The sequence below is a fragment of the Aquimarina celericrescens genome (assembly GCF_042682765.1).
Taxonomy (GTDB): Bacteria; Bacteroidota; Bacteroidia; order Flavobacteriales; family Flavobacteriaceae; genus Aquimarina; species Aquimarina celericrescens.
Map to the genome: position 1 here is coordinate 204,874 of NZ_JBHUHY010000003.1, position 23,337 is coordinate 228,210.

A 23,337-nucleotide genomic window follows, 5' to 3' on the forward strand; every position below is an offset into this window, starting at 1 on the left:
TATTATGATTTTTTTATCGTAACAAAAAGGTTGTAGCACTGTCTAATTAAAATAAAAGCCGAAATGTATCCCTAGATATTTTCGATTATCTTTGCAACCCAAAAACTATTTGAATGATAAAATGGTTCGCAGCCATATTAGGTTATATATTTTTTAGATTTCCAGGAGCAGTTCTTGGTTTTATACTTGGAAGTCTTCTAGACTCAACTACTATTAAAACCAGTGGTAATTTTAAAACCGTATTCTCTCAAGGGGAGAAAGTAACACCGGCAGACTTCGAACTTAATTTACTTTCGCTATCATCTATTGTAATTAAAGCCGACGGAAGAGTTAACCAGAGAGAACTAGATTATGTACGAAGTTATTTTGTGAGCGCCTACGGAAAAGAACGTGCCAATGCAACCTTCAGAACATTTAATGAAATTATAAAAAATCGAGATGTTTCTGCACATCGAATCTGTATGTATATTAATCAACATACCCAATATCCTTCTCGATTACAAATTCTACACTTTTTATTTGGAATAGCCAATGCAGATGGTAGTGTGAGTAGTGCTGAAGCTAACGAGATCCAGAATATTGCAAGATTTTTGCGTATTAATTTAAGGGATTTTGAAAGTATTAAGGCTATGTTTTTTAAAACTGTGGATCAAGCGTATAAAATTCTCGAAATTGAAAAAAATGCCAGCGATTCTGAAGTAAAGAAGGCATTTAGAACCATGGCAAAAAAATATCATCCAGATAAACTACAGCACATGGATGAAGTTTATAAAAAAGGTGCAGAAGAGAAGTTTCGCGAAGTGCAGAAAGCCTACGATCAAATTAAAAAAGAACGTGGCATCAGTTAGCTTTAGAAAATTTACCTGAAATCCTTACCCAAAGCATTTTTAAAAAATTTAATGCAGGCAAACTTGTAGTGATTTGTACATCCTCTAACAAGGTACTTTCTTCATCTAAAAATTTCAAAATCTTTGTGACCTTATTTCTCTCAAATAGCTTTGAAAATAAAGAGGCCCCTATGTGATTCTTTTTATATAGAAGGTCTATAAACAACAAATCGTAGTACCAAAACTTAGTCCTTTTTCCAAATTGAGAAAGATCTGAACTCTTTTTAAGATAGTTGGTCAATTTTTGTATTTTCTTAGAAGTTAGACTAAATGTAAATCCAGTACTTGGCTTGGTCCACCCCCCCGCAGTGCCTAGATGAATTATGTTTTTAGAATTATGTTTCCTGAAATCGTAGCAGGTCATCGGTATACATCCTTTTTCTTTTTCGGTAATTTCATATTGTGTAATTTCTCTTTCCTGGAGGTACTTTATAATTTCATCCTCATATTCTTTTTCCTTTAAAAGAGCTTCCGAAAATAAGGTGTACTCAAATAATGCCTCGGTTTCAGAAATGGGCAGTATATACATAAACCGCGTATTCCCTTTTTGTTCTACTGTAAAATCCATGAAAGTAGCCATTGTAGTATCAAAAACAGGTTCTGATGTTTTAATGAACCAGCCTATAAAATGCTGATTTAAAACCGGATATTTCATTTGTTCTTTATATGCCGAAGAGAAAATGATACTATTGAATACTTTATCCCCGAGATAGTTTTTTTGGTCTGTTTCTACTTTTACAATATTCCCTTCATCTTTAATATCTAACACCTCTTCTTGTACAATAGTTACATTGGATTTCATTTGTACTTCATTAAAAACAAATCTGTAAAATTCTTTGCTGCGAATCATCTTATATTGATACGGAGAAATATCAATTTTTTTTGAAAACCAATCGCTGCCAAAGTAAATATTGTTCCACTTTTTGATTAAGATTTTGTCCCATATTCCTATATCCTTTTCCCAAAAGCACCATGTGCGATCATTAAGATCTTTGGTTTGCTTATCGATCATTAAGATCTGCTTTTGATCAAAATATGAGTCTGAAATAAGATGATGTATCAACATTAGCCCAGAAGCTCCTGTCCCTGTTATTATGTAATCGTATTTTTGCATTCAGACAATTAAGAAAAAAGTAAAAAAGGTCAATATAGCAATAAAAATGTGTAGAGAAATTCTGAAACGAAACACTTTTATAATTTTTTGAAGAAACAAATGAGCTATTAAAGCAATAAAAAACCATCCCAAATAATTCTGAAGAGGTACCACCCCATTATCAAATTTCCAAAAATCAAATCTTGGTGCAGAAACCTCGATAATAAGATCCAAAAATACCATCAGGATAGCTCCCAAAACTGAAGATATCAACAAATTATGATGTATTGTTCTCACTATACCAGCAGAACAATAGGTTAAGATAGCCCAGTTTACTCCAATAATCCAAGGCACACCATACACTTTAAGCCCAAGATTTTCTCCATACGCATAGTTTCCAAAAATTAGACCATAGTTCACGCCCAAATATTCAGTAATCATTCCCAGACTAAAAGGAATTAGTAAAGCAAGGATCAACGCTTTATTAAAATTCGTATTCCATATGATTAAAAAAAGATATACTAGCAAATTAAGCCATGTTAATGATAAGAACCAATCTTCATAACCCATTAGAATTCCTATCATCCCTGAAATGTTAAATAGCCAAATAATGAATATCGAAATATATAAGTGTCTATTTGTGCTCATATCATTTATGATTATAATCTTTTTGGATTAACTCTGAAACTATTTTACCAGACAACAAACATAAAGGAATTCCTCCGCCGGGGTGTACACTGCCTCCACAAAAATACAGGTTTTGTATTTTTCTTGAGAAATTAGGGTGTCTTAAGAATGCAGCAAAACTATTATTGCTCGATGCACCGTATAGAGATCCCTGATAAGACTGCGTATTGTTTTCTATAGTTATAGGGTCAAGAATTTCTTCGGTTTCGATTAAACTTTTGATATCAGCTTGTAATATTCGAGATAATTTTTTAAGAATATTTTCTCTGCTTTTTTTAATAATATGAGCCCAATCCTGTCCTTGATTACCCGGAACATTAATCATTACAAACCAATTTTCACAACCTTTGGGAGCATCGTTTTCTTCATTTTTTGCTGTAATATTGATATAAACGGTAGGATCATCTGAAACATTTTTCTTATTAAATATATAATTAAACTCTCCCTTATAATCTTCAGAGAAGAAAATATTATGTAGATCAAGTTCAGAAAATTTTTTCTTTATTCCCCAATAAAAAATCAAAGCAGAACTAGATCTTGGTTGTTTAATTACTTTTCCAGGTGCTTTTTGATCTACCAAAAGCTTTCGATAAGTTGGTACGATATCCATATTTGAGATAATCATATCTGCAAGAATTTGTTCTCCATTTACCAAAACTCCTTCTGCCTTTTTATGCTTTACCAAAATCTGGTCTATCTTGGATTTAAAATGAAAGGTGACTCCCAAATCAAGGGCTAGTTGATATAAACTCATGGTTATACTATACATTCCGCCTTTAGGGAAAAAAGTACCATAATACTGTTCTAGATGCGGGATCATAGACATGATCCCAGGAGTAAGATAGGGTGATGAACCATTATAAGTAGCGAATCTATTAAAAAATTGGACCATTTTAGGATCCTTGTATTCTTTCTTATTTACTTGATCCAATGACTTATTAATATCTAAAGAATTAATTCTTATGATTGCCTTTATAGTATCCCAGGAAAGGTAAGTAGAAAGTTTGTGAAGAGATTTTTCTAAAAACAAAGAAGAGGTAAGATCATACTTTTGTTTACTTTTTTGAAAGTATTTTAATATTTTTGATTCACTTACATCAAAAACCTCTGAAGCCTTTTTTGCAAATTTATTTTGATCAGCACACGCTACAAATCTAGTCCCATCTTCGTAAAAATAGTTGCAAACATTTTCTTTTTTAATATATTGAAAATATTCATTACTGTTTTTTCCTGAAACTTCAAAAAGTTCTTCAACAAACTGTGGCATTGTAAATAACGAAGGCCCGCAATCAAATCGATATCCATCTATATGAATCTCTGTTAATTTCCCACCGGGAGAATCATTGATTTCATAAACATGAGCATCTATTTCTTGATTTTGTAATCGTATAGCAGTAGCTATTCCGGCAATGCCGGATCCTACAATTATTGCTTTTTTTCTTTTCATAGCGTTCTTAAAATGAACATGTCAAAAATCAACAATAAGATGATAAGGTGACTAATTCTGATTCGTTTTTTGTATATCTTTAACTTCTGTTAAAGCATTATGAAGTCATTCCTTTTAATATTTTTGATTTTTTACCCATTAGTGTGGACTACAGCTCAGGATTCAATACATGTCGAAACTCCTAAAATTATTACAACACTTAAAGTTGGACATTCGATAAACTTTGACTCTAAAAGTATGAAATTTATTGGCGTTATTGAAGATTCTAGATGTCCAACCGGAACCGATTGCATCTGGGCCGGAGAAGCAAAAGCTCTTATTGCTTTTTATGAAGATGGTGTTTTGATTGAAAAAAAAGAATTTGTTTTTGGAGTAGACGCCATTAATCCTAATAATAAAAAAGAGTTATTTGTTGCAGACCCTAAAACGATTTATGCATATAATATCCAACCATATCCTTCTTTAGAAAAGACTATTAAGCCCTCAGAATATTCCTTGGAATTAATAGTTCAATAATCTTTAGAATTCATTTCCTTTGCCAGATGATTTCCAATAAGGTCAAAGCTCATTTAGCATTAGTAAGCGTTAATATGATTTACGGAGCAAATTATCTTGTTGCCAAAGGACTTATGCCTAATAAAATTGAAGCTTCTGCTCTGGTATTTTTACGCATAAGTGGTGCAGGGATATTATTCTTACTACTCAAATTTTTTAATAAAGAAAAAGTAGACAAAAAAGACATTCCCAGATTAGCGCTATGTGGTTTTTTAGGAGTTGCTACCAATCAGTTTTTTTCTATGAACGGGCTTAGTCTAACTTCTCCTGTAGATGCTGCTATTATTATCACAGCACTACCTATTTTTACTGTAGTAATTAGTCGTTTCTTGCTTAAAGAGCCTTTTACTCTACAAAGAATATTAGGGATTTCTATAGGAGGGACTGGGGCTGCTTTATTGATTTATTTAGGAAATTCTGGATTGGGAACGGGCTCGCTCAAAGGAAATATATTTGTTTGCATCAATGCACTGGCTTTTGCCTTTTACCTGGTGATTGTAAAACCACTAATGTCTAAATACAAACCTATCACGATAATTATTTGGACCTTTTTATTTGGATTCATCTTTATGTTTCCTTTTTGTATTGAAAAATTGATCCATACCGACTTTCGATCCTTTGCTTCCTCAAATTGGATTTCTTTATTTTATGTGATAGTCGGCCCTACTTTCTTGGCATACTTATTAAATATGTTTGCCTTGCAGTATGTAAAACCTACAGTTTCCAGTAGTTATATTTATGTACAACCGGCAGTAGCCATGATTCTTGTAGCCCTGGTTTCTTATTTTGTAGTTAACAGCCAGTACAAAGGGGACATAACCATCACAAAACTTCTCTGCTGTATTTTGATTGTAATTGGAGTTTATTTAATTAGCAGTACTCCATTAAAATGGTTTAAAAGATCAAACCATTAATGACAACCGCAATCAGTACTTCCACAGGAAGCAGATTTCTTTTTTGAAGAAGACAAAGCGGGTTTCCAGAAGAATTTTTTGACCAAAAATCCTACCGCCAGACCAAAAATGAGAAATACGAGTATGTTTTGAATTAAAATATTCATAATTATCAAGTTGTATAAAGATACTAAAACTATCGCTAATCTTATTTTAAAATTTGATAAACGATAAGAGCCACGCTGTATGCCAAAGCACTCATAAAAACCAATTGAGCTATAGGCCATTTCCAACTATTGGTCTCTCGTTTCACAATTGCCAATGTACTCATACACTGCATAGCAAATGCATAAAAAAGCAATAAAGAAATTCCGCTTGCAAAATTAAACAAGGGACCCCCCAGTACCGGATTTACCTCTGCAGCCATCCTGTTTTTTATCGTTTCTTCTTCATCGCTCCCTACGCTATAAATGGTTGCCAGCGTACCGACGAATACTTCTCTTGCAGCAAAAGAACTAATAATCCCGATTCCGATTTTCCAGTCATATCCCAAAGGAGCTACTACAGGTTCTATAGCTTTACCGGCATAACCAATAAAAGAATGCTCTAATTTATACGAAGCTATCTTTTTATCCTGTTCCTCTTGGGGAAGGTTTCTAAATTCTTTAGCTACGAACTCCTCGGCGTTACTAAATTTTTCATTAGGCCCAAAACTGGCTAATACCCATAAAATAATCGAAATGGCTAAAATTATTTTTCCTGCACCAAAGACAAAAGCTTTTGTCTTTTCAACTACATTGATTGCTACATTCTTTAACAATGGGATTTTATATCCTGGCATTTCGATTACAAAATATGTGGTGCTTTTAATTTTTAAAACCTTATTCAATAGCCATGCAGATCCTACTGCCGCCGCAAAACCAAGAAAATATAAGAACATGAGCGTAAGACTCTGATAACTAAATATCCACCCTACTTTTTTATCAGGAATTACCAAAGCAATAATAATAAGATATACAGGTAATCGTGCCGAACATGTTGTAAATGGAACCACCAAAATGGTAATTAATCGTTCTTTCCAGTTTTCGATATTACGAGTAGCCATTACTGCGGGTATGGCACATGCCGTACCAGAAACCAGGGGTACAACACTTTTACCGCTCAATCCAAATCGTCGCATTACTCTATCCATAAGAAAAACGACTCGACTCATATAACCGCTTTCCTCTAGAATAGATATAAATAGAAACAAAAAGGCAATTTGAGGAATAAATATTACGATTCCACCTAATCCCGGGATAATACCTTCGGTAATCAAATCTACAAAAGGCCCGGCAGGTAACACCGATTTTGTCGCCTCGCTTAGCCATGCAAATGCTTCATCGATCAGGTCCATTGGGTACGAAGACCAGTCGTAAATTGCCTGAAAGATCAATAGAAGAATTCCGAAGAAAATAAAATACCCCCAGAATTTATGTGTAAGCACTCTATCAAGTCTGGCACGCATTCCGGTCGCCGCTTTTTCGTCAATTACAAGAGCTCTTTTGAGCACATTATTGATAAATTGATATCGTTTTATGGTTTCTTTTTGCTGAAGTCTTTTTAACTCGCTTTCTGACTTAATCTTGAAATCAGGAGTAATAGTAATATCTTGCTTAACAAATTTTCTGAAGTTTACATCTTGTGTAATGACTAACCATAGTTTGTATAAGGACTGGTTTGGAAATGTTTTTTGCAATTTATCAAAATAATCTGGTGCAAACGACAATGCATTAACGCATGGAGCTTTTGGCAGTGAGGTATATGATTCTATTAAATTCTTAAGATCATCGATTCCTTTCCCTTTTCGAGCACTCACTAGTGCTATTTTGGTGTTGAGCTCTTTTTCTAACAAAGGGATATCCAGAGTAATCCCTTTTCGATTCATGCGATCTGCCATATTAATCACCAAAATAGTTGGGATCTCCAAATCTTTGATTTGTGTAAATAGAAGGAGGTTTCTTTTCAGGTTCTCTACATCACTAACTACTACTGCAACATCAGGAAAATCTTTATCCTTTTTATTGAGAAGCAGCTCAATCACCACATTCTCATCAAGAGAAGATGCATTAAGACTATAGGTGCCCGGAAGATCAAGAATGTGTGCTTTTACGCCTCGGGATAATTTGCAAACGCCTTCTTTCTTTTCTACTGTAATTCCGGGATAATTCCCCACCTGTTGATTAAGACCGGTAAGCAAGTTAAAAACCGATGTTTTTCCGGTATTGGGGTTTCCGATAAGTGAAACTTTAATTTGCTTAGCCATAAGAAGTACCTGCGATTAAATAATTTGAACTTCTATTTGGGCTGCAATTTCTTTACGGATTGCAAGATGACTACCATTGATATTAAGATACATGGGGCATTTAAAGGGCGCCATTTGAAGCAATTCGACTTCATTTCCCGGTAAACAACCCATTTCGAGTAATTTAAGCGGAATGATATCTGAGGTAATTTCTTTTATCAACGCTCGTTGACCTCGTTTAAGATTAGCAATAGTAGTCTTCAAAAAATTTATTTAGATTGATTTTAAACAAGGCAAAAGTAACGCAAAAAATTGTATTGAGAAAGCCAAAAACCCAAAATAGACCTAACAGTTCGTTAAAAAAGTGTGATTTACTTATCTTCTCTCTTTAATATAGCAATATCGGTTATCAATCGATCTATATCCTCTGGGTTTGTTCCATCATAAAATCCTCGTATACGTTTCTTTTTATCTACCAATACGAAGTTTTCGGTATGAACCATGTCATAAGGCCCGCCATCTCCATCTGATTTGGCTGCCAAATATGATTTTCTGGCAAGATCATAAATTTGCTTCTTATCCCCGGTAACCAAATTCCATTTTGCATCATTCACTCCTTTTGACCGGGCATATTTTTTTAATCTGGCGACACTATCTATTTTTGGAGTTACACTATGCGAGAGTAGTAGTACATCATTATCATCAATCAGACGTTCCTGAATTTCTTTCATATGGTCTGTCATAATAGGGCAAATGGTCTGGCATGTTGTAAAGAAAAAGTCGGCCACATAAATTTTATCCTTATAATTTTCCTGGGTAACTATTTCTCCGTTTTGATTGATAAGATTAAAGTCAGAAATTTTGTGATATTTTCTAACATATTGTACCGTGCTATCCACCAGTTCGGCATTCACCATCTCAGGTTCGTAGACCGGTAACTTTCTGTCTGGTTTCAGGATTGAATAGATGATGGAGACAATGATTGCAGATAGTACAAGCATTACCACTGCAAAAAATTTATATTTCGCAAAAAACTGAAGCATATTTATTTTTTCTGGCTGCAAAATTACGAGGATTTTACCTTTTATAATCTTTGTTTGCATTAAAATAATACTAAAACTTGTGATATACAGCTATCGAGATTTTTATATACTCTCTTAAAAGGTTACTTTTGCGTGATTTAATTTTGAATAAGACCCATGAGTCCATTTTTTGTAAAAGCAATACAGTTACTATTAAGTTTATCAATCCTGATCGTTTTACACGAGTTGGGACATTTCATACCTGCAAAATTGTTTAAAACAAGAGTAGAGAAGTTTTATCTCTTCTTTGATGTGAAATTTTCTCTCTTTAAGAAAAAAATTGGTGAAACCGTTTACGGTATCGGTTGGTTACCCCTTGGAGGTTATGTAAAAATCTCTGGAATGATCGATGAGAGTATGGATAAAGAGCAAATGGCAGGCCCACCTCAGCCATGGGAATTTAGATCAAAACCAGCCTGGCAAAGACTTATCATCATGCTAGGAGGAGTTACCGTAAATATTATCCTTGGATTTTTAATCTACATGGCTATTATATATACCTGGGGAATCAGTTATGTAGGTGCTGAAGATATGCCAAACGGCTTTGCAGTAGAAGAATCCTTTAAAAAATATGGTTTTGAAGATGGAGACAGAATTATGGCGGTAAATGGTGAAGCGCTTGAAGATGTCACCGACATTAATCATTATCTGTTTATGAGAGATGTAGAGACGATAAGTGTTCTACATCAAAATGGTCAAGAGGAAACCATCAACATCCCAGAGGATATTGGTACCACCATGTTTGAGTCTGGGGTCTTACGCCCTTTTTCTGCATTAATGCCTCCGGTACTAGATAGTATTATCAAAGGGTCACCCGCCGATAAATCCGGACTACAAGAGGGAGATAAGATTTTGTCTCTTAATGGTAAAGAAGTGAAGTATTGGAGTGACTTTAACAGATTAAAAGCTAAGGATACTACTAATGTAGCGATGAATGTTACCTACCTTAGAGATGATGTAGAAAATACCGTGCAGGTAACTCCTGATGAAGATGGCACTTTTGGTGTATATCCAAAAACAAATTTTACGGTACAGCATAAAAATTATTCTTTTGTCGAGAGTATATCCAAAGGTTTTGACTTTGGATACTGGACCTTGCATGATTATGTTGCCCAATTTAAATATGTATTTACTAAAAAAGGTGCCAGCCAGGTTGGTGGTTTTGGAGCTATCGGAAATCTTTTCCCAGATGCCTGGGACTGGAGAGCTTTTTGGGGAACTACTGCTTTTATCTCTATTATTCTTGCTTTTATGAACATATTACCTATACCTGCATTAGATGGAGGTCATGTGATGTTCTTGTTATATGAAATCATTGCCGGTAGAAAACCCAATGATAAGTTTATGGAGTATGCACAACTAGTTGGTTTTATTATTCTTATTGCTTTGTTACTATTTGCTAACGGAAATGATATTTATCGAGCGATCACAGGAAAGTAATAAAAATTAAAAAAATCTTTTTGAGATACAAAAAATAGTATATATTTGCACTCGCAAAAAGAGAAAAACGCTCTATATTTGCAAAACCATAGTCCTCCTTAGCTCAGTTGGTTAGAGCATTTGACTGTTAATCAAAGGGTCCTTGGTTCGAGCCCAAGAGGGGGAGCTTAATTATCAAAGAGTTACGATCAAAAATCGTAGCTCTTTTTTTATTTTCATCCTTATTTAGCATTTTTTGCTTGCTTTTTGCTTGCATTTCGTGGTTTTATACAAATCAAAACCAACCCATTATGCTTTTTGAGGTGTTTTCGATCTCAATTGTACTACACGTTTCTAACCTCCAACCACTTCATCACTCTATAATATGTAGTTTTTCCGATACCAAATTCTTGACAAATGGCATCCATATGTTTATTTGGATTAGCTCTTAAATATTCGTTGATCTCTAATGTTTTTTGTATGGACTGATTGGTAGGTTTGCTTGGCCTTCCTTTGTTCATATCACTATCATGATAGCCGAAAGTCTTTATATGTTCCAAATCAAAGATTACATCATCTTCTTTTAGGATTTCCATACCCTTTGTTGTTTTAAGGACTCTCGAGGTGATCGACGTAATTTTATTTTCTTTAAATTCCTGAATATAGTTGTAGACATAAATAGACACATGGTGTTTCTTAAAATCCTGCACTATCACTTTGTCTCCTATTAAACCTTGTATAATTGGTCTCTCTTTTTTGATAAAGTCATTCCTTTCTTTCACAATCCATGGCATATTAACTTCTTTTTTACTCATTAAACGGTCTCTAAAATTCTTTTCGGCAAGGAATTCTATCAAGGAGCTTATTTCTTTTTTTGAAGCAAAGCGTAATTCAAAATCGTATTTATCGTTAAGCGTATTTGTCATTGATTTGTGTGAATTTGTTGACGATAAATATCTTAATAATAAATATAGAGTCCAAATTTGGACAGACATTGATTTGTGATTCGCTTTGAGTTTTTATGACGTAATTAAATGGCGCGTTTTAAAGGCTTTTCTATGCATTTAAAATTACATGTTTCAATTTTTCTATATAGATTTTCCATTTAATTGAAGTGTCAAAATCTTCTTTTTTTAATTCCTTTTTGAAATCGGAAATAGAGTACTTTAATCGATTCATAAATTTAGTTGCATTTATTCGCCGATTCGCTTCATCAAAAAATTCACCACTACGGACTATTTTCCAGTTATTTCTTGTTTCTCCGGAATGAAGAATTCCACATCTAACATCTGTATAAAACTCTTTCGGTATTCCTTTATTATTGCGATTCATTCTAAATTCCAGATTCTTATATTGAGCTGCCGAAAGTCCATCGTTTGAAAGATCTTTAAATCTATCTTGGGTTGTGAAAAAAATTCCAAAACATCTTTCACTATTTCTATAAGTGCTTTTTAATCCTGGTTCCTGAAACGAAATAAAAGCTTCTATCAATAAACAGCAATTTGCCATAATTGCAAATCCATTTTTATAACTCTTTTCGTATTCGGCATCTTCGAAATCAAAAGGTTTTAAATATCTACCATACAATCTGTCATAAACTAATGTTGCCAATTTTGCTTTTTCTTTATCTGCTATCCAATTCTCAACTTGGCCAATTGTAATTTCATTTCCATCTTTATCTGTTGCAAATATTGTATTCTTCGACATTGGGATTTTCTTTTTTCTAGTAACCGCTTATTGAAATTTTATTCTAACATTCCTACTATGATTTAGAACACAATGTTATACGCCAGCTTTTTTTCGTTCAGTTTATCATTAGAATTGGTTTGTGTGAATTACAAATGTTAATAGCCATTTTAACTATAGGCTATTCCCATATTTTTCTAACCATTTTATAGATTCTTTATAATTTGGATAATACGATTTCATCATAGTCCAAAATTTTTGTGTGTGATTCATCACTACAGTATGCATCAGTTCATGAATAATAATGTAATCAATAACAAATTCAGGTGCTTTTACCAATTTCCAGTTTAGTGACAAATTCTTCTCTTTTGAACAGTTACCCCATTTCGTTCTGGACTCTCTAATGAAAATCTTGTTGTATTTAAAATTCAAATTCTCAGAAAGTTGTTTTGTCCGTTTAGTTAAATGTTGTTTGGCAATTTTTCTGTACCATTTTTCTTGAATTTTTGAATCAAGTAAATCCTTTTTTGAATTTATTGTTCTATATTCATGATCGACAATTACCTTTTGTGAATAGGTCGTATTATAAAAATAGTCATATCTATTTCCAAAAAGCAATAATTGATTTCGTCTTAATTCAATAGATGACATTCTATCAAAATACTTTAAGTTTTTATCAATCCATCTTGCCTTTTTCTTCAACATTAAGTCTATATCATCCTCCGAAAAATCAGGAGGGGCAATTATGCGTACTTTTCCGTCTTCACTTACTCGAAGACGAGCGTGTTTTACTTCTTTGCGAATTAATATATAGTTATCAGGTAACTGCATCAACTCAATTTATAATTTTGAAGAACGGCTTTCATTATATGTTCCATTAATTCTTCATTTGAATCAATTTTCAATTCTTCAAACTTTGGATTTACTGAAAGTAACAATATTTCATATTTCAAACGGTCAAATTCTCTTGGCACTTCTTGCCAACCGTTATAAATTTTAGCCTTGATTTTTTCAGCTGCCTCAAATGAAAATTCTCTGACTAGTTCTTCATTAAATGATTCTCCCGAAGAATTTTTTATAATTGTAAAAAACTCAAAACTTCCTTTGTCAGGAAAACCCATTCGAGTTGGAAGTGAAGCAACCTCATCCAGTTCTGAATACAATTCGCCTAATTGGTTTAAGATTTCTTCAATGGCTAGACTTTCTTCTTGTTTTTGCTTTATCAAATCATCTAAACGATTTTGAAATTCAACGTAAATAGCACTATTTACTTCATTTTTTCGAATTACAGTTTCGATATCTCTAATTATTTTTTCAGCTTTATCTGAAGGGTCAAGCTTGATTTCTTTAAGTTTATTTAAGTAATCTGAATCAATAGAGATTTCAGGTAAATGTCCTTTAAAATTAAGCAGTTTAGCACTTTCTTGAATTAACTTTCTTGTTTTGGCAGCATAGATTTCTGCATCAAAATCCAATCGTTTAAATTCTTCTAAATAGATTTCATAAATCTCATTAAGCCACAAGTATTTTATTTTTGATTCTCGAAGTGCTGGGTGCGGTGAAATAGATTCCCACAATTGAATCACTTCTCTATAATCATTCTCAAATTTTCCATGGTCTATTTCAGATAGTTTTCTAACGATTGCCATTGTGCATTCGTAACTATCTTCCAATTGAATCTTTATGAAAGGTTTAAAGGCTTCACTTAATACTTTTGGAAATGTCTTTACTAAGCTTTCTACGTCTTCAAACTCACCAATGTCTTCAGGATCATAATTCAGTGCTTCCTTGTAATTTTGGAAAACACCAACGTAATCTACGATTCGTCCAAATTCTTTAGAGAGTTTAGTCACCTTATCATCATAAGGTCTGTTAGTTCTTGCTACTGCTTGTAAAAGGTTATGATCTCGTAATGGACTATCCAGATACATTGTTTGCTCAATAGGTGCGTCAAATCCAGTTAAAAGCATATTACAGACTATGAAGATTTTAAGGTTATTACCCATTTTTTGTTCTTCTTCGGTAATTCTTTTCTTGAACTGTTTGATTAGTTTTTTACGCTCCTTATCCTCTTTATAATGGTCTTTGTAGAGTTCATATTTTTCACCTTCTTCATAATGACCTGTTGAGAAAATTATAGCTATTTCTGAGCGGTCGAAATAGTTCAATAATTCATTGTAATACAATACACAAGCTTCTTTATCACATGCTACTATCTGAGCTTTATAACCTTGTGGCTCTAGCATTTCTTTAAAATCTGTTGCTATGTCTTTAGCCAGTGTTTCAACACGCTCTGGGTGCTTTAAAAACACTTTCCAAGCCGATACTCTTCTTTCTACTGCTTTCTTTTCATCTTCTGTAAGTTCTGCTGTGATTTCTTTGTAGCCTTCTTTTAATTTCTCTTTATCTAAAAACCATTCTGTTGGCCCAAATGTGTATCGAATAGGTTTTGTAGCTCCATCATCAATTGCATCTTGTATGCTATATTTGTCTAGATAATACTCGTGTTTTCCCTTTTCTTGGTCAACGATTCCAAATTCTTGGTGTGTTTTAGGTATTGGTGTCCCTGTAAACGCAAATCGTTTTGCATTAGGCAATACAGCTCGTAATTCAATTTGATAATTACCGTATTGTGTTCTGTGCGCTTCGTCAATTAAAACGATTACATTATCCCGTAAGTCCTGACGGTCACCCAGTTCATCAAATTTTTGAACTGTTGTAATAAAAACTCCCGAAGGTGCTGTTTTGATAATATGTTTTAAATCGCCAATATTGTTTACTGGTCTTGCATTAGGAAATTCACAATCGTCAAACGTGCCACCAATTTGTTCTCGTAAATCTTTACGATCAACCACTATATAAACGGTTGGGTCCTTTAGTTCCTTGCTTTGACGAAGTTTATATGCTGTATAAAGCATTGTTAAACTCTTACCCGAACCTTGTGTATGCCAAATGACGCCTTGGTCTAAATCTCCTTTGATTACTCTATCCGCAATTTTATTAGCTGCTCTTAATTGTTGATAACGAGCTACTTTTTTAACGATTTTTCCTTCTTCTCGTTCAAAAACTAAAAAGTGTTTAAGAATATCTAATACTCTAGCAGGTTGCAATAAGCCAATAATACCAAGCTTCATTCTTTCCAAAACTTCACCATTGGGTAAACGGTCTACATCAAAGTTCCAAAGACCATCTTTTTCGTCTTGATACGTTCTGCACAAATCGTTTTTAGGTTCTAAAATTGGGTTTGGTTGACTTATGTCTAGCAAGGTGTTTTTCCATTCATTGAAATAAGATGAAGAAGCTCCAGGAATACCATATTTGGTAATTCTTCCATTACAAGCCACACCAAAACAGTGGCACATATACAATTTATCCGCTCTTTGGTCGTAGGTAGAAAACTGACGAACGCCTTCCATCCAATTCGTTCCTTTTCTGGCTCTTTGTTTGGCTTCTATTGGAACTAACGGAATACCATTTACCAACAATACAATATCGATTTTAACCATTTTATAACCTTGTACCCAAAATTGGTTGGTTACGATAAAATCGTTTTCCCAAATGTTTTCAAAGTCAATAAAATGAACATCAATGTCTTGGTCTTTTACCGATAGTGTAACACCTGAAACCAATTTATCTAAAAACGCCTCATTACCTAAAATAGGAATTGGGTTGTTTAGGTTTTGCAATAGCATTTCCACAGCCAGTCGGGCAACTTCTTCACTTATGCTATTTATAGCAGTTGTTTTTTCTACCAAAATTTGCTCAATAATAGGTTTAGAAAAAGGACGTTCATAGTGTTTTAAATCTTTATTACTTTTAAACGACCAGCCCATTTTACCTAACCACTTGGTTACTGGTTTTTCTACACCTTTTAATTCTGATAAATTCCCCATATCACTGTTCAATTGTAATTGTATTGGTTACTTCACACTCATTGTCAAATTGTGTAATAAAATCTTCTGGTAAACGAACTTTTCCAGTAAGCAGGTTTTGCATTAATGATTTTTTTAAGCGTTGAAGGCTTTTGATTTTGATTTGTTTTTGACTTGTTTCATTTGAAACTTCATCTAATTTAGCTTTAATGGCATGTTGTTCTAGTTCAGAAGGAACTGGAAGTAAAACCTTGGATAAACTTGATTTACTTACACCATAAACTTTTGCTCCAGTTGCTAACCTCTTAATTGATATTGAAACCTTATAAAGATTCATTATGTATCCTTTTATTCCTAATATTAAATCATCTGATTTTGGACGAAGGTGTAACGTGTGAAGACCTGCAATTACTTTTTTAGAATCTGAATTAATTATTTCAATAGACTTTCCAACTCCATCCCAATCTTCAGAAGCATCTGAAACAACTAAATCTCCATCCTTTAATTTTTCATATTTCTTTTCAAGAGCATTTGGTATGAAAGGAATAGGTTCAAACGATAAATCAAGTATTCTATTAAATTTTGTATGAATATCTCCATAATGTATATACCCTATTTCTCCTTCATCAATGAGTTTTGATCTTGAATAAGAAGAGGTAGGATGGAAATCAAACAGTTGATTAATACTTTTTACCTTCCACCCAATAGGAACTCTCCCGAACTTTTCATCTTCATAAAACTCATCTTTTGTACGCCAGGTGTTATCAGGTTTTAGTTTTCCAGTAAGTAAGTTTTGCATTAGTGCTTCTTTGAGCTTCTCTGTTGCCTTTATGCCGTTTTTGGTAGCTTTGATACCTTCATCTACTTTCGAAAGCACAGTAGCTATATTTCATCACAAAGGGAAAATAGTTTATGCATTTCTTCATATTCTAAATTTTCATTTGATTCTGCTATTACAATTCCATATTCTACTTGTTTAGACAATAAATCTTCTAAATTCCAATCAACTAATCTTTTCTTATACTTTAAAATTAAATTATCAGCTAAGCTATGGCCATCAATAATTTTCATTAAAAATAATTGATAGCCTATTGAACTTGCTTGATGATGCATTTTTGATTTATCATTCAAGTGCTTTTCTATAAATCTGATTGAATTATCCATGTACTATTTATTATACAGCAGTTATTGTATTGTGAACCAGGAAGTTTCCTAAGATTTGACCAAGTTTCTGGAAAATGGGTTTTAATTATTATTTTTCCCCATTTTGAGTAGTAGCTGTAAATAAACCAGTACTACTATCATAATAACCTACTCTAGGTTGTCCAGTCATTCTATCACGATATTTAAATCTTCTTCCATTTCGAATAGTAAGTCTAGCACTGATATCAAATTATCTTGCATTTTGTACCCCAACTTGTAATCCATGTTTGGTAAAATGACCCCTTAAACCAGGACCTTCTATACCTTATCTAGCTTTTGCTCATTTTGCATTTTTTAATATCCCTGTTAATTTTTTTAAACTTTGAGCAATAGGAACAACACTAATTAAAAAAAACAGTTACAAGATTAGATCTTGTAACTGTTTTTTTTAATCTATCAATATTATTTACATCTAGCAAAGGCTTCCTTTAGAGCATCGGCCATTTCATCAATTGTTGCATTTATCGAAATAATTATTCGATCTTCAGTAGCACCTTGAAAGCCTTGTTTGGGACCTTTGTTAACCGTTGGGTTTATATAGTAGTTATTATCTTTGGTAAATACACTCACACTTATACTGTCATCATGTAAAGATTTCATTGTTTTAAATCCCATATTTTTCAAATGACTCTTTTGAAACAGTTCCCAATCTACAGGTCTTAATACATCAACTGTACTATTATCCAAAACATGCAATAATTCTTCTGCAACCTCTGTATCGGATAAATTCTGTTTGATTATGTAAGGAGAAGAAGCAATTCCTCCACCTCCCCTTAAAGTGTTAACAGGGTACATTATAAATCTATTGTCCTTTTCGAATTTTAAAATATTAGCTCTTTTCATAATTCTCTTTAATGCTTAAATTTAATCAATAAATCTAATAGATACATTAATGTCTTTGGACAAAGCATAATCCACGGCTTGTTGAATTTGTTTCCATTGACTTTCAGTTCCTTTACTTGTTTGAACTCCAATACTAAATGCCTTACTCGTGTAATCAACACCTTCTTCTACAACCGTTCCTCCCCAACTTGTAGTACCACTCAGATTATCCAACTTGTTTATGTCACTTTTTAGCCTTGATAATAATCTATTTCCGTTATTATATGTTGCTGCATCTAAATCATAGGTTTTAATACTTGTAGCAACGCCATCAATTATTTTATCAATTACTGGAAAATTGCTTGGCCAGCTCATATTAGCTCTCATCATTCTCTCAGCTATACGTCCTCTTTTTAAAGAATTAGAAGCAAAAGGAGAGAGTACGTTATCTGCCAATCTAAATCTTCTAATTGATTGCACTCCTTTAACAAGACCTACCCCAATACCTCCTAAAGCAGCATCTTGTACAGCCTCTTTTGCCCCAATGCCAACACCTTCTGCTATCATTAGCCCGGACTGGGGATAAGCATACTTTGCCCTATTTATATGGGAGCTTGGTAAGCTAATTTCGCCTTTGACAGTAGGACTAACAATTGAAGGGTTTAGCTTATTCATCAAGGCATCATTTTCAGTTTTTCTCTGGGACATTATACTTCTGACTTCACTTAAAGTATATGTTCCTTGTCTTGGTCCGGATACACCGGTTGCCCTATTTCCATCTAGCTCAAAAGTTAATTCCTTTCCTTCTAGGTCTATACCACTCAAAACGTTATTTTCTGCAAAAGCATAAGTAGCATTATAAGTATAGGTCGTTGCTAATGGGTCTATCTGTAAGAACCTACCCATAGACGCATCATATGTCCTAAACTTAAAGTGATGCCAGTTGAGTCCTAATTCTTTTGATAGTTCTTGGTCTTGATAAGTTTTTAAGTCGTTTTCTGCACCACTAACTACGTTATTATAACCTTTGTGTGCCATTCCGAAAGGATATATATTGCTTTCCTTTCTGATCTCATGGGCATAATCATTATCCCCGTCAATATCTACGTTATTTCTTACTACGTCAATCTTACCATCCTTATCATTGTCTGCATAGCTAAGACGTACTGTACCTAAATGATCTTTAAAATTATAAACGTAGGTATAAGAGCCATTATTTTCGGGTTCTACATACCCTTCAGGGTTATGTAAAAACTGTAAAGTATTGTCTTTATAAATTGCTTTTCCAGAATATTCAGTAAAAGTTACAACATCTCCATCAATTGCTTCTTTCTTTACGGTCTTACCTTCAGCATCGTAGATAAAGTTGATCTTTTGAGTGTTAGTGTTATTGTATACGACTTCTGTAGGTAAGTTAAAATGATTATAGGCAACACTTGTAATATTTTTATTTCGATCCTGGTTTAAATTACCATTGGTATCATAAGAAAAGTCATTATCTGTATTGGTGCCATCTTTAAAACCATAGGTTTTATTAGCAGCATCAGTAACTTTTAATAGTTTATTTCCAACATTATAGATATAACTAAGATTATCCATAACACCAAAAGAAGTGGCTTCGTTGTTTAAATGTCCTTTTCTATTTAGTGATGTAATATTCCCCATTTTATCGTAACCAACACTAGTAAGGTCATACCTTCCTGAATTACTTATACCACTTGTTAGTCGGTTTAAGTTATCATATCCATATTTATACCACCGCTGTGAATTATCGTTTGCAGTTTTTGATTCAGTTTCGGAAGTATTTCCATTGAACATAGCAACCGTTCCATGTTCGGGATTGTTATAGGCAATCTTAAAGGCAAACAGATCATTCCCTAGATTATCTACATCATTAATTCCTTTAAGCCATCCTCTGATGTTGTAGGTATAGTCTACGTTTTGTAAACCTGACCGCTCGACTCCGTTAGGGGTGATATTTCCACCAACATGTTTACTAGCCAATTGCCCCAATTCACCGTATTTGTTGGTTACGATTTGTTCTTTATCTTGATTATCGATCTCTTGGATTTGTTGTGTAAGTCGACCCATATGATCATATATAAACACATCTTCAGTTTTGATCTCAGGGTTAGCCCCTTTTTTGTGTTTGCTGGTTGTCTTTTTAACTTTGCCAACAAAGTCTAGCTTGGTTTCTACAATGTCTGTAATATTAAGATACTCATTTTTGCTGGCCACATAGATAGGTCTTCCTTTGGTATCGTAATAGGTAACCGTAGTGATCCAATCGTCGGTGTCCAATACTTTTACTTTGCTCCCGGTAGCCAGGGATTGGGTACGATCGGTGGTGCCTACCCCATAGGCCGTATCCGGATTGTTGATCCCAGCCGTATCAAACTCATAATCGTCGTAATAATTAATGGTCAATACTTCTCCATTCTGCACATCGGGATAGCCCTCGTTGGTATAATACATGGTAACACCGCCGATCACATTGGCATTGCTTCTTTCTACCCATAAATCATTAGTATACGCCGTTGCTTCCTCTTGTACTATGTTTCGTTCTCGGTTATCAGTGAGTTTTCCGGTATAAGCCACCCTGCCAAATCGATCATATTTGGTAAATAACCAAGCAGATTCTGCCTTTAATAATGCATCCTGGGTCATTACGGGTTGATCGAGTTTGTTATACACGATATATTCCCATCCTTTCCCAGGTATTTTCTTTTCTACTAGGCGATTTCTATAATCGTATTTGTACTGATAACATAGTTCGGCAAGCTCGGTGTTAGAGACACCATTAGTGACATCTACTTTTGGTGGCAGTACATAGGTGAGATTCCCATAATCATCATAAACATCATAGGTATCATGTTCAATCCCATCATTAAAGGTGCGTTTTAAGATCACCTGCCTCAGATGATTGGTATACTCTCTGGTGGTATGATCATCCGGGTGTGTTTGGTTGGGTCCCCAGTTTTCATCCTTGGTGATGGTGAGTTGTAAGGTATTTTCTGGGTAATACGCTTCTTTTACCAATTGGGGTTTCTCAGTATCCGCATTTGCAAAAGTTACTTTGAAATGTATTACCTCATTAGAAGCATTGGTGTCCCAATCAAACTTAATGGTATGATCAGTATTACTGTTGGAATCTGCTTTCCAATCCTTTCCAGGAGCCCCTTGTTCTAAAACCCGATTCAATGGGGAAGTCTCCAATACACTTTCGCTATAGGCATTTATTTGGGTAAGATCTGTGATCCCCTGGAAGTCTGCTGCATATTTGTTTTTATAATACGCATTGATATCATTTTCAACGTTTACTGTTTTATAGCTTCCCACTGTACCACTGGATGCAAATGGAAGGTATTGTTTGGCTTGTCTTCCGTAGCTGTCATATTCGATATGGGTGACGATATCTTGAGCATCGGGAGAAGCTTTGATGGCTACCTGTTGTTTGGCTCTTCCCAAGCCGTCATGATATGAAACACTCTCGATCACATCTTCGTTGAATTGAAGCTCTGATGTAGACTGTACCGGTTCCTGAAAGCTTTGGGTAAACACATAATTTTCATCACTTAAGGTTACCGCTTCATACGGAGTCGCTGGACATCCCTGGATCTCCCCATAGATGTTGGGACAGTTATCGGTATTATCCAAGACATAGTTTGTAGGTTGTGTACATTGTGTCTTAATATCATTTGGGTCTCCTAAGCTATCGTTATCATGATCTGCATACCAAACCGTATTGGGATGAATCAAAGCATCACCATCATTACAATCGCCTAAAGGTTTCACCGTTAGACTATACCCTGATCCAGGATTGGTACATTGCGTTTTGGTCGTACTGGCGAACCCATCACCATCACTGTTCTTATACCAAACCGTATTGGGATGAATCGAAGCATTGTTATCATCACAATCCCCTAAAGGTTTGACCGTTAAACTATACCCGCTCCCTGGATTAGTACATTGTGTTTTGGTCGTACTGGCAAAACCATCGCCGTCACTGTTCTTATACCAAACCGTATTCGGATGAATTGAAGCGTTGTTATCATTACAATCCCCCAAAGGTTTGACCGTTAAACTATAGCCTGAACCAGGATTGGTACATTGTGTCTTGGTCGTACTAGCGAAACCATCGCCATCATTGTTTTTGTACCAAACCGTATTCGGATGAATCGAAGCATTGTTATCATTACAATCCCCCAAAGGTTTGACCGCTAAACTATAGCCTGAACCAGGATTGGTACATTGTGTCTTGGTCGTACTAGCGAAACCATCCCCATCACTGTTCTTATACCAAACCGTATTAGGATGAATCGAAGCATTGCTATCATTACAATCTCCTAAGGATTTTGCTGTATACCCATAGCCCGCACCAGGACTCGTACATTGCGTTTTAGTGGTGCTGGCAAAACCATCGCCATCGCTATCTTTATACCAAACTGTATTGGGATGAATCAAACCATTGCCATCGTTACAATCCCCTAAGGGTTTTACTGTAAACCCATAGCCCGTGCCAGGACTCGTACATTGGGTTTTGGTCATGCTGGCAAAGCCATCGCCATCGCTATCTTTATACCAAACTGTATCGGGATGCATCGAAGCATTACCATCATTACAATCCCCCTTCTTGCGAACATACCCTATAGGTTGACTACATTGGGTTTTGGTAGGAGGGTCATTATTGACAATCCCCTGGTCACTTCCCCAGCCGTCCCCATCAAAATCTCGATACCAAACCGTATTGGGGTTTTGCAAAGCATCCCCATCGTTACAGTCACTGGCATTGGTGACATAGCCACTGGGTTGATAACTGCGGTAGGTCTTTACTCCAGGATTTCCAAAAGTATCCCCATCGGCATCACGGTAAAAGTTCCTGGGAGCAACATTGGTGATCAAGTTGTTACCATCATTGTAATCCCCAGCTCTTCGAATATAACCCGAGGGCTGTGTACATTGTTGTTTTGTTACATTAGGGTTCCCCCACGTATCATTATCGCTATCGCGATACCATACCGTATTGGGGTGGATCTCATCATTACCATCATTACAATCCCCACTAACAGTAATATAACCCGAAGGTTGGGCACTTTGATATTTTTTATTGTTTGGATTTCCAAACCCATCCCCATCGGCATCCCGATAAAAGTTCCTGGGAGGTATATTGGTGATCAGGCTATTGCTATCATCTAAATCTTGATTGTTATCTGCATACCCATGAGGTAAACTATTACTCACTATGGTGGGAGATGTTGCTCCATACCCATCACCATCACCATCCCAGTAATATAATGTATTACCATCCGGATCCCCAATAGGATCTTGTGCATAGCCCTGGCCCACTACCATCAGGATACAGCATACTAGTATGTTTTTTATATATCTATTTTTCATTATGTCTTTT

19 protein-coding genes and 1 tRNA gene are annotated in these 23,337 nt (G+C 34.7%); 5 read left to right on the forward strand and 15 right to left on the reverse strand.

Going from position 1 to position 23,337, the window contains the following annotated elements; genetic code table 11:
* Nucleotides 1–113: 113 nt before the first annotated feature.
* On the forward strand, nt 114–848 hold the full coding sequence (locus ACFSJT_RS04785) for a TerB family tellurite resistance protein (protein WP_378319083.1): 735 nt from the start codon (nt 114–116) through the stop codon (nt 846–848).
* Here the strand turns inward: ACFSJT_RS04785 and ACFSJT_RS04790 are convergent.
* From ACFSJT_RS04790 to crtD, 3 genes are read right to left on the reverse strand one after another with little or no spacing between them, the layout of a single operon-like run.
* Entirely contained in the window at nt 841–2,001 is a 1,161-nt protein-coding gene (locus ACFSJT_RS04790) for a lycopene cyclase family protein (RefSeq protein WP_378319084.1), read from the reverse strand. The genes ACFSJT_RS04785 and ACFSJT_RS04790 overlap by 8 nt on opposite strands.
* Nucleotides 2,002–2,628: a carotenoid biosynthesis protein gene (locus tag ACFSJT_RS04795; RefSeq protein WP_378319085.1), complete on the reverse strand. Its 627-nt coding sequence runs from the start codon at nt 2,626–2,628 to the stop codon at nt 2,002–2,004.
* Nucleotide 2,629: 1 nt separating this feature from the next.
* Entirely contained in the window at nt 2,630–4,114 is a 1,485-nt protein-coding gene (gene crtD, locus ACFSJT_RS04800; RefSeq protein WP_378319086.1) for a 1-hydroxycarotenoid 3,4-desaturase CrtD, read from the reverse strand.
* 99 nt (nt 4,115–4,213) lie between these two features.
* Between crtD and ACFSJT_RS04805 the strand changes: the two genes are divergently transcribed.
* Entirely contained in the window at nt 4,214–4,630 is a 417-nt protein-coding gene (locus ACFSJT_RS04805; RefSeq protein ID WP_378319087.1) for a hypothetical protein, read from the forward strand.
* A 26-nt stretch (nt 4,631–4,656) separates the two neighbouring features.
* Nucleotides 4,657–5,583, forward strand: a complete 927-nt coding sequence (locus tag ACFSJT_RS04810; RefSeq protein WP_378319088.1) for a DMT family transporter — start codon at nt 4,657–4,659, stop codon at nt 5,581–5,583.
* On the opposite strand, the gene ACFSJT_RS04815 is transcribed toward ACFSJT_RS04810, so the two are convergent.
* The 4 genes from ACFSJT_RS04815 to ACFSJT_RS04830 form a co-directional block, all read right to left on the reverse strand.
* Nucleotides 5,580–5,729 carry a FeoB-associated Cys-rich membrane protein gene (locus ACFSJT_RS04815; RefSeq protein WP_378319089.1) on the reverse strand — a complete coding sequence of 50 codons (150 nt, stop codon included), beginning with the start codon at nt 5,727–5,729 and terminating at the stop codon, nt 5,580–5,582. The genes ACFSJT_RS04810 and ACFSJT_RS04815 overlap by 4 nt on opposite strands.
* A gap of 41 nt (nt 5,730–5,770) precedes the next feature.
* Nucleotides 5,771–7,867 (reverse strand): ferrous iron transport protein B, encoded by a 2,097-nt coding sequence (gene feoB, locus ACFSJT_RS04820; RefSeq protein WP_378319090.1) that lies wholly within the window; start codon nt 7,865–7,867, stop codon nt 5,771–5,773.
* A gap of 15 nt (nt 7,868–7,882) precedes the next feature.
* Nucleotides 7,883–8,110 (reverse strand): FeoA family protein, encoded by a 228-nt coding sequence (locus ACFSJT_RS04825; protein ID WP_378319091.1) that lies wholly within the window; start codon nt 8,108–8,110, stop codon nt 7,883–7,885.
* A gap of 107 nt (nt 8,111–8,217) precedes the next feature.
* The gene (locus ACFSJT_RS04830; protein WP_378319539.1) at nt 8,218–8,889 is read right to left on the reverse strand and encodes an SCO family protein; all 672 of its coding nucleotides are present in this window, start codon (nt 8,887–8,889) and stop codon (nt 8,218–8,220) included.
* A gap of 156 nt (nt 8,890–9,045) precedes the next feature.
* Here ACFSJT_RS04830 and rseP point away from each other — a divergent pair, with 156 nt between their 5' ends.
* Both rseP and ACFSJT_RS04840 read left to right on the forward strand, forming a co-directional pair.
* Nucleotides 9,046–10,368, forward strand: a complete 1,323-nt coding sequence (rseP, locus tag ACFSJT_RS04835; RefSeq protein WP_378319092.1) for an RIP metalloprotease RseP — start codon at nt 9,046–9,048, stop codon at nt 10,366–10,368.
* Between the two features lie 92 nt (nt 10,369–10,460).
* Nucleotides 10,461–10,534 (forward strand) — tRNA-Asn (locus tag ACFSJT_RS04840).
* A 157-nt stretch (nt 10,535–10,691) separates the two neighbouring features.
* On the opposite strand, the gene ACFSJT_RS04845 is transcribed toward ACFSJT_RS04840, so the two are convergent.
* From ACFSJT_RS04845 to ACFSJT_RS04880, 8 genes are all read right to left on the reverse strand, one after another.
* Entirely contained in the window at nt 10,692–11,273 is a 582-nt protein-coding gene (locus ACFSJT_RS04845; RefSeq protein ID WP_378319093.1) for a hypothetical protein, read from the reverse strand.
* Nucleotides 11,274–11,403: 130 nt separating this feature from the next.
* Complete coding sequence (locus ACFSJT_RS04850; RefSeq protein ID WP_378319094.1) at nt 11,404–12,054, reverse strand: hypothetical protein; 651 nt, start codon at nt 12,052–12,054, stop codon at nt 11,404–11,406.
* Nucleotides 12,055–12,207: 153 nt separating this feature from the next.
* Nucleotides 12,208–12,864 carry a M48 family metallopeptidase gene (locus tag ACFSJT_RS04855; protein ID WP_378319095.1) on the reverse strand — a complete coding sequence of 219 codons (657 nt, stop codon included), beginning with the start codon at nt 12,862–12,864 and terminating at the stop codon, nt 12,208–12,210.
* On the reverse strand, nt 12,864–15,926 hold the full coding sequence (locus tag ACFSJT_RS04860; RefSeq protein WP_378319096.1) for a type I restriction endonuclease subunit R: 3,063 nt from the start codon (nt 15,924–15,926) through the stop codon (nt 12,864–12,866). The genes ACFSJT_RS04855 and ACFSJT_RS04860 overlap by 1 nt, the downstream gene beginning before the upstream one ends.
* Before the next feature lies 1 nt (nt 15,927).
* A complete protein-coding gene (locus ACFSJT_RS04865) occupies nt 15,928–16,782 on the reverse strand; it encodes a restriction endonuclease subunit S (RefSeq protein ID WP_378319097.1) in 855 nt (284 codons plus the stop codon).
* A 5-nt stretch (nt 16,783–16,787) separates the two neighbouring features.
* On the reverse strand, nt 16,788–17,069 hold the full coding sequence (locus ACFSJT_RS04870) for a hypothetical protein (RefSeq protein ID WP_378319098.1): 282 nt from the start codon (nt 17,067–17,069) through the stop codon (nt 16,788–16,790).
* 441 nt (nt 17,070–17,510) lie between these two features.
* Nucleotides 17,511–17,951 (reverse strand): contact-dependent growth inhibition system immunity protein, encoded by a 441-nt coding sequence (locus ACFSJT_RS04875; RefSeq protein WP_378319099.1) that lies wholly within the window; start codon nt 17,949–17,951, stop codon nt 17,511–17,513.
* Between the two features lie 21 nt (nt 17,952–17,972).
* A complete protein-coding gene (locus ACFSJT_RS04880; RefSeq protein ID WP_378319100.1) occupies nt 17,973–23,327 on the reverse strand; it encodes a DUF6443 domain-containing protein in 5,355 nt (1,784 codons plus the stop codon).
* Between the last annotated feature and the right edge of the window lie 10 nt (nt 23,328–23,337).